Here is a 13897-nt window from a genome sequence, read left to right on the forward strand (position 1 = left end):
GGCCCTTTTTTATGGCTTTGGGTTTGTGCTGATTAGGAGGACCTCATCGCTGGCAAGCCAGCTCCCACAGGTTTTTGCGTTGAATACACATTCTGTATACGACACAAACCCTGTGGGAGCGGGCTTGCCCGCGAAGGCGTCCTTCCAGACGCCACATCAATGACGGGTTATTTACCGAGCGAAATCTTCGGCGCCCAAGTCAGCCACTCATCCTCGAACTTGTCGAACAACGGGAACGTCTGCTCAGGTCGTGCCGGGTTGCCCATGCGCTCACCGTCCGGCGTGGCGAAGGCGATGCCTCCCTGAATCGCTGTCTCCAGCGACTCCGTGCGCACCGTCAAACCATTGAACAAGCCGATGTCGAAACCGACACCGCTGGTGTTCCAGAATCGGCTGCCGCTGCGCACCAACGGCGCGTATTTTGGCTCGATCAAAATGTGCACCAACACCCGGTCAGCCGTCTGGCCCAGTTCGTAACCGGTGACCTTGCCCACGGTGATTTCGCGGTAGGTCACGGGTACGCCCGGTTTCAGCGAGCCACGACGCGCGGCACTCAACACCAGACTCAAGCCAGCCTCCTGCTTGCTCACTTCCGGCGGACTGGCCAGCGCAACGAAGTTCTTCTGCGGGCCGAGATTTTTCGCCGCCGGCTGCACTTCCACATACTGCCCGGTGACCAGGGTTTCCAGGTTCTGGGTCTTGATCAACCCCAACTCCGGCTTGACCACCCAGAACTGACTGCCGACCCGCGCAATGCGCTCCGGCACTTCGGTGATCCGCGCGGTAATCATCACGGCTTGCAGATCGTCGGTCAGATCGACGTCTTCAATCTTGCCGACATCCAGCCCTTTGAAACGAATCGGTGTGCCCGGGCGCAAACCGTCGGCGCGGTCGACCTTGATCGTCACCAGCGTGCCTTTCTGGTTGGCCTCGTCATGATTGGCGAACAGACGGAAGCGCGGAATACGCTTCTGCAGTGGCGCCTTGGCTTGCGGCGTTTCGAAAGCGATACCGCCGGCCATCAATGTCTGCAACGACTCGCTCTTCACTTGAATACCACCTGTCAGACCACCGGTGAGGGTGATGCCGCTGACATTCCAGAAGCGTGTCGACGCGTTGACCAGGTTTTCGTACTCCTTCTCGATATGCACGCCGATGACGATTTGCTTTTTGGTCTTGGAGAACTGATAGCTCTGTACCGAACCGACCTTGACCTGCTTGTACAGAATCGGACTGCCGACTTCGATCGAACCGAGAACATCGGTAAACAGCACCAGGTGCAGACCCGGCGAACGCAAATCCAGCGGCGGCGCTTTTGGCCGCGCCTCGAATTCGCGTTTCGGCGCGGCACCTTTGTCGCCCGGACGCACGGCGATGTAGTTACCTTTGACCAACGCTTCGAGCCCGGTGATACCGGCCAGGGAAATCGACGGTTTGACCACCCAGAACTGCGTGCCTTCGACCAGATAGTCCTCCGCCAGAGGATCCAGCGTCAGCTCGGCGGTGGCACTGTTCAGATCCGGATCGATTTTCAGCGCCTTCATGTTGCCGACCTGAATGCCCTTGTACATCACCGGCGTACGACCGGCCTGCAGGCCTTCGAAGTCACTGAGTTTGACCTTGACCCGGATGCCGGCAGCGGCGGCGTCGAAGTCTTCATACAGACGGAACGGCAGGCTTGGATCGGTGGGCGGACTGTCCTTGCGATTCTCCGGAGTGGCGAAGGCAATACCGCCGGCGACGATGCTCGCCAGGGATTCGCTGCGTACCTTCACCCCGGACAGGTTGGCGTCGATGCTGATGCCGCTGGCATTCCAAAAACGTGTGTGTTTGCGCACCAGTTTGGCGTAGGTCGGCTCGATGAACACTTTGAGCTCAACGGTGCTCTGGTCTTCAGACAGCACGTAGCTTTTGATCTGGCCGACCTTGATCTGCTTGTAGAACACCGGACTGCCGCGGTTCAGCGAACCGAGGCGATCGGCCTTGATCGTCAGGTGCAGGCCGGGCTTGGAGTCCGATAGCGGCGGCTCTTCGGCCAGCGCCTTGAACTTGCGGGTCGGCTCGCCTTCACCGGGACTGATGGCCACGTAGTTACCTGAAACCAGGGTTTCCAGACCGGTGATGCCGGCCAGGGTCACGCTCGGTTTCACCAGCCAGAAACGCGTGCTGGTCTTGAGGTACTGCTCGACGTCCTTGTTCATCTCGACGGTGGCAATCACCCCTTTGGAGTTGCCCTCGTCATCAAGTTTGAGCGTCTTCACCTTACCCACCGGCATGCCCTTGTAGACCACTTCGGTCTTGTTGGCCTGGATGCCTTCACCGCTTTCGAAACGCACCTGAATCTCGATGCCGGTTTCGTTATAGGCACGCCAGCCGAGCCAGCCGCCGATGATCAGGGCAATCAGAGGCAGTACCCAAATGGCAGACCAGTTCGAGGCCGGTCGGGTTTTCGCTACAGGCAAATCAGTCATGGTCGTCGTCCGACTCCGTGTTATCCCAAATCAGTCGGGGATCGAAAGTTACTGCGGCAAGCATCGTCAGAATCACCACACTGGCGAAGGCGATGGCGCCAAGGTTGGCTTCGACACTGGCAAGCCGGCCGAAGTTGACGACCGCCACCAGAATGGCGATCACAAAGATGTCGAGCATCGACCAACGACCGATGAACTCGATGAAGCGGTACATCCAGATCCGCTGCCGCGCGGACAACGGCTGACGTCGCTGCACCGAAAACAGCAGCAGTGCGATGCCCACCAGTTTGAAGGTCGGCACCAGAATACTGGCGATGAACACCACGGCGGCAATCGGGATCATGCCGTGCTGCACCAACTGGATCACGCCGGACATGATGGTGCTGGGATCGCCCTGCCCCAGCGAACTGACCGTCATGATCGGCAACACATTGGCCGGGATGTAGATAATCGCAGCTGTGATCAGCAGGGCCCAGGTTCGGGCCAGACTGTTCGGACGACGAGCGTGAACCAGCGCACCGCAGCGGGTGCAGGTCTGCTCGTCGGTGTCCGCATCCTGTTTGTTCAATTCATGGCATTCGGTACAGATCAGAATGCCCGCATCAATCGCCCGCATGGGCATCCTCTCCTGATAACGCCTGCCAGATCTGATGCGGTGACATCACCACTTCCAGCCAGACCTGAACCAACAACAAACCGATGAAACACGCCAGACCGAGGCCGACGGTGATGGCCGCCATGTCCGCCAGTTTGACGATCGCCACGAGGACGCCCATGAGGTAGACCTCGAGCATTCCCCAGTCTTTGAGGTGGTGATAAATGCGGTAGAGCAATAAGCCGTAACTGCGTCCGACGTTGAATCGAATCGTCAGCAAAACGAATAACTGGCACAGCAACTTCAGCAACGGAATAGCCATACTGCACAGGAATACAACGATCGAAACGCCCTGCATGTCCGTATTGAACAAGCCGAGCACGCCGCTCCAGACCGTATCCTGCGAAGATTGTCCGAGGATATTGAGTTGCATGATGGGTAAAAAGTTTGCCGGGATGTACAGCAATAATGCTGCGATCACCAAGGCAAGGCTGCGCTGCACCACATTATGGCGATGGGCGTACAACTCGTAACCGCAGCGCGGGCAGAGTGCTTTCTCGCCATGGGCAAGCTTGGGCTTGCGCATCAGCAGGTCGCACTCATGACAGGCCACCAAGTCTTCCAGCGGTAAATCCGACAGCCCTTGGGCGTCAACCGGATTTGACATAAAGGCTCTGGCTCCGAAGAAGATGGGGGTTATTCTAGTGTTCTGATTCGAAAATAACTGTGCAAAATTGTTCGCTGCCTAAGTAAAAATACTTTCCTGCGGGCAAAACAAAACCCCAACTGCTTTCGCAATTGGGGTTTCGGAATTTAATCTTGACGATGACCTACTCTCACATGGGGAAACCCCACACTACCATCGGCGATGCATCGTTTCACTTCTGAGTTCGGGATGGGATCAGGTGGTTCCAACGCTCTATGGTCGTCAAGAAATTCGGGTACTGACTCGTGACCGGTTGGCCTCGCTTCAGCAAATCGGGTATGTGATACAGGTGTTTGTGAGCATCGCGAACTTTCGGTTCATTGCGTCTTCACACACCGCAATCTGGTCTCTTTCGAGCATGCAGATTGCTTGGGTGTTATATGGTCAAGCCTCACGGGCAATTAGTATTGGTTAGCTCAACGCCTCACAGCGCTTACACACCCAACCTATCAACGTCGTAGTCTTCGACGGCCCTTCAGGGAACTCAAGGTTCCAGTGAGATCTCATCTTGAGGCAAGTTTCCCGCTTAGATGCTTTCAGCGGTTATCTTTCCCGAACATAGCTACCCGGCAATGCCACTGGCGTGACAACCGGAACACCAGAGGTTCGTCCACTCCGGTCCTCTCGTACTAGGAGCAGCCCCTCTCAAATCTCAAACGTCCACGGCAGATAGGGACCGAACTGTCTCACGACGTTCTAAACCCAGCTCGCGTACCACTTTAAATGGCGAACAGCCATACCCTTGGGACCGGCTTCAGCCCCAGGATGTGATGAGCCGACATCGAGGTGCCAAACACCGCCGTCGATATGAACTCTTGGGCGGTATCAGCCTGTTATCCCCGGAGTACCTTTTATCCGTTGAGCGATGGCCCTTCCATACAGAACCACCGGATCACTAAGACCTACTTTCGTACCTGCTCGACGTGTCTGTCTCGCAGTCAAGCGCGCTTTTGCCTTTATACTCTACGACCGATTTCCGACCGGTCTGAGCGCACCTTCGTACTCCTCCGTTACTCTTTAGGAGGAGACCGCCCCAGTCAAACTACCCACCATACACTGTCCTCGATCCGGATAACGGACCTGAGTTAGAACCTCAAAGTTGCCAGGGTGGTATTTCAAGGATGGCTCCACGCGAACTGGCGTCCACGCTTCAAAGCCTCCCACCTATCCTACACAAGCAAATTCAAAGTCCAGTGCAAAGCTATAGTAAAGGTTCACGGGGTCTTTCCGTCTAGCCGCGGATACACTGCATCTTCACAGCGATTTCAATTTCACTGAGTCTCGGGTGGAGACAGCGCCGCCATCGTTACGCCATTCGTGCAGGTCGGAACTTACCCGACAAGGAATTTCGCTACCTTAGGACCGTTATAGTTACGGCCGCCGTTTACCGGGGCTTCGATCAAGAGCTTCGCGTTAGCTAACCCCATCAATTAACCTTCCGGCACCGGGCAGGCGTCACACCCTATACGTCCACTTTCGTGTTTGCAGAGTGCTGTGTTTTTAATAAACAGTCGCAGCGGCCTGGTATCTTCGACCGGCATGAGCTTACGGAGCAAGTCCTTCACCCTCACCGGCGCACCTTCTCCCGAAGTTACGGTGCCATTTTGCCTAGTTCCTTCACCCGAGTTCTCTCAAGCGCCTTGGTATTCTCTACCCAACCACCTGTGTCGGTTTGGGGTACGGTTCCTGGTTATCTGAAGCTTAGAAGCTTTTCTTGGAAGCATGGCATCAACCACTTCGTCACCTAAAAGGTAACTCGTCATCAGCTCTCGGCCTTAAGATCCCGGATTTACCTAAGATCTCAGCCTACCACCTTAAACTTGGACAACCAACGCCAAGCTGGCCTAGCCTTCTCCGTCCCTCCATCGCAATAACCAGAAGTACAGGAATATTAACCTGTTTTCCATCGACTACGCTTTTCAGCCTCGCCTTAGGGACCGACTAACCCTGCGTCGATTAACGTTGCGCAGGAAACCTTGGTCTTTCGGCGTGGGTGTTTTTCACACCCATTGTCGTTACTCATGTCAGCATTCGCACTTCTGATACCTCCAGCAAGCTTCTCAACTCACCTTCACAGGCTTACAGAACGCTCCTCTACCGCATCACTTGCGTGATACCCCGTAGCTTCGGTGTATGGTTTGAGCCCCGTTACATCTTCCGCGCAGGCCGACTCGACTAGTGAGCTATTACGCTTTCTTTAAAGGGTGGCTGCTTCTAAGCCAACCTCCTAGCTGTCTAAGCCTTCCCACATCGTTTCCCACTTAACCATAACTTTGGGACCTTAGCTGACGGTCTGGGTTGTTTCCCTTTTCACGACGGACGTTAGCACCCGCCGTGTGTCTCCCATGCTCGGCACTTGTAGGTATTCGGAGTTTGCATCGGTTTGGTAAGTCGGGATGACCCCCTAGCCGAAACAGTGCTCTACCCCCTACAGTGATACATGAGGCGCTACCTAAATAGCTTTCGAGGAGAACCAGCTATCTCCGAGCTTGATTAGCCTTTCACTCCGATCCACAGGTCATCCGCTAACTTTTCAACGGTAGTCGGTTCGGTCCTCCAGTCAGTGTTACCTAACCTTCAACCTGCCCATGGATAGATCGCCCGGTTTCGGGTCTATTCCCAGCGACTAGACGCCCTATTAAGACTCGCTTTCGCTACGCCTCCCCTATTCGGTTAAGCTCGCCACTGAAAATAAGTCGCTGACCCATTATACAAAAGGTACGCAGTCACCCAACAAAGTGGGCTCCCACTGCTTGTACGCATACGGTTTCAGGATCTATTTCACTCCCCTCTCCGGGGTTCTTTTCGCCTTTCCCTCACGGTACTAGTTCACTATCGGTCAGTCAGTAGTATTTAGCCTTGGAGGATGGTCCCCCCATATTCAGACAAAGTTTCTCGTGCTCCGTCCTACTCGATTTCATGACTAAGAGACTTTCGCGTACAGGGCTATCACCCACTATGGCCGCACTTTCCAGAGCGTTCCGCTAATCTCAAAGCCACTTAAGGGCTAGTCCCCGTTCGCTCGCCACTACTAAGGGAATCTCGGTTGATTTCTTTTCCTCAGGGTACTTAGATGTTTCAGTTCCCCTGGTTCGCCTCTTGCACCTATGTATTCAGTACAAGATAACCATCTTATGATGGCTGGGTTCCCCCATTCAGACATCTCCGGATCAAAGTCTGTTTGCCGACTCCCCGAAGCTTTTCGCAGGCTACCACGTCTTTCATCGCCTCTGACTGCCAAGGCATCCACCGTATGCGCTTCTTCACTTGACCATATAACCCCAAGCAATCTGGTTATACTGTGAAGACGACATTCGCCGAAAATTCGCAAAACTCTTAAGAGTCACTCACAAATTTTACCTTAGCCTGATCCGTTACCAGTGAAAGTAACGTTCAGTCTATCTTTCTATCACATACCCAAATTTTTAAAGAACGATCTAATCAAAAGACTAGAAATCAGCATTCACCATCACAGCGATGGAATGCTCATTTCTAAGCTTTCAAACTTCAGAAGCAGTGGTGGTGGAGCCGAAGCGGGATCGAACCGCTGACCTCCTGCGTGCAAGGCAGGCGCTCTCCCAGCTGAGCTATGGCCCCGTATTTCTACAGGTTTCCCACACAAAAATTGGTGGGTCTGGGCAGATTCGAACTGCCGACCTCACCCTTATCAGGGGTGCGCTCTAACCAACTGAGCTACAGACCCAATTTCGGGCTGCTTCTATCGTCTTCTTCAATGAATCAAGCAATTCGTGTGGGAACTTATGGAGCAGCTGATGTCGTCGATTAAGGAGGTGATCCAGCCGGCAGGTTCCCCTACGGCTACCTTGTTACGACTTCACCCCAGTCATGAATCACACCGTGGTAACCGTCCTCCCGAAGGTCTAGACTAGCTACTTCTGGTGCAACCCACTCCCATGGTGTGACGGGCGGTGTGTACAAGGCCCGGGAACGTATTCACCGCGACATTCTGATTCGCGATTACTAGCGATTCCGACTTCACGCAGTCGAGTTGCAGACTGCGATCCGGACTACGATCGGTTTTGTGGGATTAGCTCCACCTCGCGGCTTGGCAACCCTCTGTACCGACCATTGTAGCACGTGTGTAGCCCAGGCCGTAAGGGCCATGATGACTTGACGTCATCCCCACCTTCCTCCGGTTTGTCACCGGCAGTCTCCTTAGAGTGCCCACCATTACGTGCTGGTAACTAAGGACAAGGGTTGCGCTCGTTACGGGACTTAACCCAACATCTCACGACACGAGCTGACGACAGCCATGCAGCACCTGTCTCAATGTTCCCGAAGGCACCAATCCATCTCTGGAAAGTTCATTGGATGTCAAGGCCTGGTAAGGTTCTTCGCGTTGCTTCGAATTAAACCACATGCTCCACCGCTTGTGCGGGCCCCCGTCAATTCATTTGAGTTTTAACCTTGCGGCCGTACTCCCCAGGCGGTCAACTTAATGCGTTAGCTGCGCCACTAAGAGCTCAAGGCTCCCAACGGCTAGTTGACATCGTTTACGGCGTGGACTACCAGGGTATCTAATCCTGTTTGCTCCCCACGCTTTCGCACCTCAGTGTCAGTATCAGTCCAGGTGGTCGCCTTCGCCACTGGTGTTCCTTCCTATATCTACGCATTTCACCGCTACACAGGAAATTCCACCACCCTCTACCATACTCTAGCTTGCCAGTTTTGGATGCAGTTCCCAGGTTGAGCCCGGGGATTTCACATCCAACTTAACAAACCACCTACGCGCGCTTTACGCCCAGTAATTCCGATTAACGCTTGCACCCTCTGTATTACCGCGGCTGCTGGCACAGAGTTAGCCGGTGCTTATTCTGTCGGTAACGTCAAAATTGCAGAGTATTAATCTACAACCCTTCCTCCCAACTTAAAGTGCTTTACAATCCGAAGACCTTCTTCACACACGCGGCATGGCTGGATCAGGCTTTCGCCCATTGTCCAATATTCCCCACTGCTGCCTCCCGTAGGAGTCTGGACCGTGTCTCAGTTCCAGTGTGACTGATCATCCTCTCAGACCAGTTACGGATCGTCGCCTTGGTGAGCCATTACCTCACCAACTAGCTAATCCGACCTAGGCTCATCTGATAGCGCAAGGCCCGAAGGTCCCCTGCTTTCTCCCGTAGGACGTATGCGGTATTAGCGTTCCTTTCGAAACGTTGTCCCCCACTACCAGGCAGATTCCTAGGCATTACTCACCCGTCCGCCGCTGAATCCAGGAGCAAGCTCCTTTCATCCGCTCGACTTGCATGTGTTAGGCCTGCCGCCAGCGTTCAATCTGAGCCATGATCAAACTCTTCAGTTCAAACATCTTTGGGTTTTTAAGAAACCCTAAACTTGGCTCAGCAATCGTTGGTTACATCTTTGATTTCTCGCGGAGTAACTTGTGATGCTGATAATCTTGTTGACTATCAGTCTGACTCCACAAGCACCCACACGAATTGCTTGATTCAGTTGTTAAAGAGCGGTTGGTTAAGATCTTTCGTCTCAACCGAGGCGCGCATTCTACAGCAGCCTCATTTGCTGTCAAGTGATTATTTTCAGAAGTTTTCGAAGATTTCTTCAACAACTTCAACCACTTGCGCTTCCGATCTCTCGTTAGCGGGAGGCGAATTCTACAGCGTTACACGCTGCTGTCAACACCTCTTTTTCTCCGCTTTCGACCGAGAAGATCGAACCGTCAAAAGAGCCAAACATCACCGCCCTTTCAACTCCTTCCAGGCTTCGATGAACTGAAGCAAGTCGCTGTCGAAAACTGCGTAACTCATTGAATATCAAGGAGTTTTCCGTTTCGACTGCGCCGGAAGTGGGGCGAATTATAGACCTCCTGAATCTGCCGTCAACCGTTAATTTCAGTTTTATTGCAAAACCTGCTTTTTAGCCAATAAACGCGGAATTCGACGGGCAACGGCAGGCACACGCAGCAGTAAAAGCACTGCACCTATAAAGGCATAGATCGCCCACTCCTTGAGATCAGCACGCACGATCCACAACATATGAAGCAATCCCAGCCCCAGAATCACGTAGACCAACCGATGCAGTTTCTTCCAGCGCACACCTAAACGACGCTGGCTGTAGCGATTAGAGGTTACTGCCAACGCCAACAACCCGAGAAAACCCAGTGTGCCGACAATAATGTATGGCCGCTTACACAACTCCACGCCCAACTGCGACCAGTCGAAGCCGAGGATAAACGCCATATAGCTGAACAAATGCAGACCCACATAGGCAAAACACCAAAGTCCCAACTGACGGCGCACAGCAATCCAGCCCGCCCACCCCGTCAATTTCTGCAACGGCGTCATGCTCAAAGTGATCAGCAGCAATACCAGCGTCCCCAGCCCCAATCGATCAACCAAGACTTTGCCAGGATCCGGCCCGAGCAAATCGGCGAACGCCTGATAAAACCAAAGCAATGGCCAAATCGCCGCAGCGATAAAAACGCCTACACGCCAGAACGGATATCGCATCAGTAGTTCTTCCGCAGATCGAGCCCTGTATATAAAGAAGCGACTTCATCCGCATAGCCGTTGAACATCTGTGTATCACGCACATTCGGCTTGAACAGACTGTTCGGCAGACGCCGCTCCCGTGCCTGAGTCCAGCGCGGATGATCAACCGTCGGATTCACGTTGGCATAAAACCCGTATTCATCTGCCGCGATGCTCTGCCAAGTGGTCTTGGGCTGCTCGCTGACCAGACTGATCCGCACAATGGACTTCACACTCTTGAAGCCGTACTTCCACGGCACCACCAGACGCAGCGGCGCACCGTTCTGATTCGGCAACTCGCGGCCATACATGCCTACCGCCAGAATCGCCAAGGGATTCATCGCCTCATCCAGGCGCAAGCCTTCTACATAAGGCCAATCGATCAGGGCGAACCCCGAACGCTGGCCTGGCATGCTTTTGGGATCCTGCAGAGTCTCAAAGCGAATGTACTTGGCGTTGGAGGTGGGTTCGACCTGTTTGAGCAGCGCAGAGATCGGAAAGCCGATCCACGGGATGACCATCGACCACGCCTCAACACAGCGAAGGCGATAGATACGCTCCTCCAACTGGTACGGCTTCATGAAGTCCTCCAGCGCGTAACGCCCTGGCTTACCCACCTCCCCATCGACGACAACGCTCCACGGCTCGGTTTTCAGCGAACCGGCATTGGCCGCCGGATCACCCTTGTCGGTACCGAACTCATAGAAGTTGTTGTAATGGGTCGCGTCTTTATAAGGCGTGATCGCCTCGTCCTTGGCGTTGACGGCGCCCCACTTGGTAGAAGGAAGCTTCTCGGCAAACCAGGCAGGCGTCTTGCCCGGCTCGACATCGGCATAACGCGCCGCATCCCCGGCACTGGCCCAACGCGGCAGGCTGCTCACGGCGATACCGGCCGCGGTAGCTCCGAGCAATTGGCGACGAGAAAGATAAATGGATTCAGGCGTGACATCCGACTCATGGCAGTCGGACGCTTTGGGGATTTTGATCAGCATGGCAACTCCGCAGCTTTGGAGGACAGATGCACCCATAGACTGCGGAGTATGCGGGAAATTACATCATTCGGCGTTTTTGTGACGACGAAGACGCAACAGGTATTGCACAGGACCGGAAGCGGCGTAACCGAGGAACACCAGCAGTAGAATTCGCGGTGGATCGCTGAACACCACGGCGAACACCAGCACCACGGCGAGGATCGCCACGAACGGCACGCGCCCCTTCAAGTCCAGCTCCTTGAAGCTGTTGTACTTGATGTTGCTGACCATCAACATGCCGGCAGCCGCCACCATCAAGGCGACCAGGAACGACATCTTCGAACCCTGAATGCCGTAATCGCTGAACGCCCAGACGATGCCTGCGACCACGCCGGCAGCTGCCGGGCTGGCCAGGCCGATGAAGTATCGCTTGTCAGCCGTACCGACCTGGGTATTGAAACGCGCCAGACGCAATGCCGCGCCGGCTACATAGATGAAGGCGACCATCCAGCCGACCTTGCCCATGTCGCCCAATGCCCAGCCAAAGGCCAGCAGCGCCGGCGCTACACCGAACGCGACCATGTCCGACAACGAGTCATACTCGGCGCCGAAGGCACTTTGCGTATTGGTCATGCGCGCTACACGGCCATCAAGACCATCGAGCACCATGGCCACAAAAATCGCGATCGCGGCGAAGGCGAAATACTTGCTCGCATTCGCAGAGTCACCGGCGCTCAAGGCAGCCTGGGCACTCATCGAGTTGATGATGGAATAAAACCCTGCGAACAGGTTCGCAGTGGTGAACAGATTCGGCAGCAGATAGATACCACGATGCCGGACTTTACGACCTTCTGCGTCGTGCCCTTCCTCGACATGTTCATCGATGGGCAGCAGGCTTTCGGCGTCAGAAGCCTGGTTCGGCTCTTCGGGACGTTCGCTCATGGACATTACCTTGCAACGGTTTGGAAAGTTTCGACAGGTGCCTGTGACGACGGTTCGGCCACAAACGATGCAGCTTTATACCAGAACCATCGGTTTCAAACGAAAAAACGCGGCCGAGGCCGCGTTTTTCGTACAAGGATGACGACTTAGTTTTTGGCTTTGTCGACGATCTTGTTGGCACCGATCCACGGCATCATGGAGCGCAGTTGCTCGCCGATGATTTCGATACCGTGAGCGGCGTTGTTACGACGCTTGGCGGTCATCGAAGGGTAGCCGGTCGCGCCTTCGCTGATGAACATTTTGGCGTATTCGCCGTCCTGAATACGTTTCAGGGCGTTGCGCATGGCCTGACGGGATTCGGCGTTGATCACTTCCGGGCCGGTCACGTACTCGCCGTATTCAGCGTTGTTGGAGATCGAGTAGTTCATGTTGGCGATACCGCCTTCGTACATGAGGTCAACGATCAGCTTCAGTTCGTGCAGGCACTCGAAGTAGGCCATTTCCGGCGCGTAGCCAGCTTCAACCAGAGTTTCGAAACCGGCTTTCACCAGCTCAACGGTACCGCCGCACAGTACGGCTTGTTCGCCGAACAGGTCGGTTTCGGTCTCGTCCTTGAAGGTGGTTTCGATGATGCCGGTACGACCGCCACCCACGCCAGCTGCGTAGGACAGTGCAACGTTTTTGGCGTTGCCCGAAGCGTCCTGGTAGATCGCGATCAGGTCAGGGATACCGCCGCCCTTCACGAACTCGGAACGCACGGTGTGACCCGGCGCTTTCGGCGCGATCATGATCACGTCGAGGTCGGCACGCGGAACAACCTGGTTGTAGTGGATCGCGAAACCGTGGGAGAAGGCCAGGGTGGCGCCTTTCTTGATGTTCGGCTCGATTTCGTTCTTGTACAGCTGGGACTGGAATTCGTCCGGGGTCAGGATCATGACCAGGTCGGCGCCGGCAACAGCGGCGGCCACGTCGGTCACTTTCAGGCCGTGAGCTTCGGCTTTGGCAACGGTAGCCGAACCTTTACGCAGACCGACGGTTACGTCGACACCGGAATCTTTCAGGTTGCACGCTTGGGCGTGGCCCTGGGAACCGTAACCGATGATGGCAACTTTCTTGCCCTGGATGATCGACAGGTCGCAGTCTTTATCGTAGAAAACTTTCATGAATTTCCCCTATATATCCAGGCCGTTCAGGCCATTCGCTAATTTGGTTTAGATGCTGAGTACTTTGTCGCCGCGGGCAATGCCGGTCACGCCGCTACGGACGGTTTCCAGAATCGATGCGGTGCCGATGGACTGAATGAAGCTGTCGAGCTTGTCGCTGGTACCGGTCAGTTGAACGGTATACACGCTGGCGCTGACGTCGACGATCTGTCCACGGTAAATATCGGTGGTGCGTTTGATCTCGGCGCGCTGGGCGCCAGTGGCCTTGACCTTGACCAGCATCAGCTCGCGCTCGATGTGAGCGCTTTCCGACAGGTCCACCAGCTTGACCACTTCGATCAGCTTGTTCAGGTTTTTGGTGATCTGCTCGATGATTTCATCGTGGCCAACAGTGGTCAGCGTCAGACGCGACAGAGTCGGGTCTTCGGTTGGCGCCACCGTCAGGCTTTCAATGTTGTAGTTGCGCTGCGAGAACAGGCCGACTACGCGAGACAAAGCGCCGGGTTCGTTTTCCAGAAGCAGGGAAATAATGTGCCGCAT

The 13897-nt window shown here is 54.8% G+C and carries 8 protein-coding genes, 2 tRNA genes and 3 rRNA genes; all 13 read right to left on the bottom strand.

Features of this window, described 5'->3' with window-relative positions; all coding sequences use genetic code 11:
• Positions 1-167 precede the first annotated feature (167 nt).
• On the bottom strand, positions 168-2471 hold the full coding sequence (locus tag ACOYXI_RS14740) for a PqiB family protein (RefSeq protein WP_202371198.1): 2304 nt from the start codon (positions 2469-2471) through the stop codon (positions 168-170).
• Positions 2464-3087 carry a paraquat-inducible protein A gene (locus tag ACOYXI_RS14745; RefSeq protein ID WP_007961513.1) on the bottom strand — a complete coding sequence of 208 codons (624 nt, stop codon included), beginning with the start codon at positions 3085-3087 and terminating at the stop codon, positions 2464-2466. Before ACOYXI_RS14745 ends, ACOYXI_RS14740 begins: the two co-directional genes overlap by 8 nt.
• On the bottom strand, positions 3074-3733 hold the full coding sequence (locus ACOYXI_RS14750) for a paraquat-inducible protein A (protein ID WP_095136780.1): 660 nt from the start codon (positions 3731-3733) through the stop codon (positions 3074-3076). The genes ACOYXI_RS14745 and ACOYXI_RS14750 overlap by 14 nt, the downstream gene beginning before the upstream one ends.
• Positions 3734-3883: 150 nt before the next feature.
• Positions 3884-3999 (bottom strand): 5S ribosomal RNA (rrf, locus tag ACOYXI_RS14755).
• 153 nt (positions 4000-4152) lie between these two features.
• A 23S ribosomal RNA gene (locus tag ACOYXI_RS14760) occupies positions 4153-7045 on the bottom strand.
• A 247-nt stretch (positions 7046-7292) separates the two neighbouring features.
• A tRNA-Ala gene (locus ACOYXI_RS14765) sits at positions 7293-7369 on the bottom strand.
• Between the two features lie 29 nt (positions 7370-7398).
• Positions 7399-7475 (bottom strand) — tRNA-Ile (locus ACOYXI_RS14770).
• 81 nt (positions 7476-7556) lie between these two features.
• Positions 7557-9095: ribosomal RNA gene (locus ACOYXI_RS14775) — 16S ribosomal RNA — on the bottom strand.
• The 16S, 23S and 5S rRNA genes sit together here with 2 tRNA genes alongside, the layout of an rRNA operon.
• A 553-nt stretch (positions 9096-9648) precedes the next feature.
• Positions 9649-10260 carry a protein-methionine-sulfoxide reductase heme-binding subunit MsrQ gene (gene msrQ, locus ACOYXI_RS14780; RefSeq protein WP_210558655.1) on the bottom strand — a complete coding sequence of 204 codons (612 nt, stop codon included), beginning with the start codon at positions 10258-10260 and terminating at the stop codon, positions 9649-9651.
• Positions 10260-11273, bottom strand: coding sequence for a protein-methionine-sulfoxide reductase catalytic subunit MsrP (msrP, locus tag ACOYXI_RS14785; protein WP_134787335.1), 1014 nt, complete (start codon positions 11271-11273; stop codon positions 10260-10262). The genes msrQ and msrP overlap by 1 nt, the downstream gene beginning before the upstream one ends.
• 63 nt (positions 11274-11336) lie before the next feature.
• A complete protein-coding gene (pssA, locus tag ACOYXI_RS14790; RefSeq protein ID WP_027614080.1) occupies positions 11337-12194 on the bottom strand; it encodes a CDP-diacylglycerol--serine O-phosphatidyltransferase in 858 nt (285 codons plus the stop codon).
• Positions 12195-12340: 146 nt separating this feature from the next.
• Complete coding sequence (gene ilvC / locus ACOYXI_RS14795) at positions 12341-13357, bottom strand: ketol-acid reductoisomerase (protein WP_007959661.1); 1017 nt, start codon at positions 13355-13357, stop codon at positions 12341-12343.
• Positions 13358-13405: 48 nt separating this feature from the next.
• Entirely contained in the window at positions 13406-13897 is a 492-nt protein-coding gene (ilvN, locus tag ACOYXI_RS14800) for an acetolactate synthase small subunit (RefSeq protein ID WP_003205610.1), read from the bottom strand.

The sequence above is a fragment of the Pseudomonas sp. G3-19 genome (genome assembly GCF_054855875.1).

What these genes read in the sequence shown, in the direction of transcription:
- ACOYXI_RS14740 (WP_202371198.1), bottom strand. Translation starts at nt 2,471, where the DNA reads ATGACTGATTTGCCTGTAGCGAAAACCCGACCGGCCTCGAACTGGTCT.
- ACOYXI_RS14745 (WP_007961513.1), bottom strand. Translation starts at nt 3,087, where the DNA reads ATGCGGGCGATTGATGCGGGCATTCTGATCTGTACCGAATGCCATGAA.
- ACOYXI_RS14750 (WP_095136780.1), bottom strand. Translation starts at nt 3,733, where the DNA reads ATGTCAAATCCGGTTGACGCCCAAGGGCTGTCGGATTTACCGCTGGAA.
- msrQ (WP_210558655.1), bottom strand. Translation starts at nt 10,260, where the DNA reads ATGCGATATCCGTTCTGGCGTGTAGGCGTTTTTATCGCTGCGGCGATT.
- msrP (WP_134787335.1), bottom strand. Translation starts at nt 11,273, where the DNA reads ATGCTGATCAAAATCCCCAAAGCGTCCGACTGCCATGAGTCGGATGTC.
- pssA (WP_027614080.1), bottom strand. Translation starts at nt 12,194, where the DNA reads ATGAGCGAACGTCCCGAAGAGCCGAACCAGGCTTCTGACGCCGAAAGC.
- ilvC (WP_007959661.1), bottom strand. Translation starts at nt 13,357, where the DNA reads ATGAAAGTTTTCTACGATAAAGACTGCGACCTGTCGATCATCCAGGGC.
- ilvN (WP_003205610.1), bottom strand. Translation starts at nt 13,897, where the DNA reads ATGCGGCACATTATTTCCCTGCTTCTGGAAAACGAACCCGGCGCTTTG.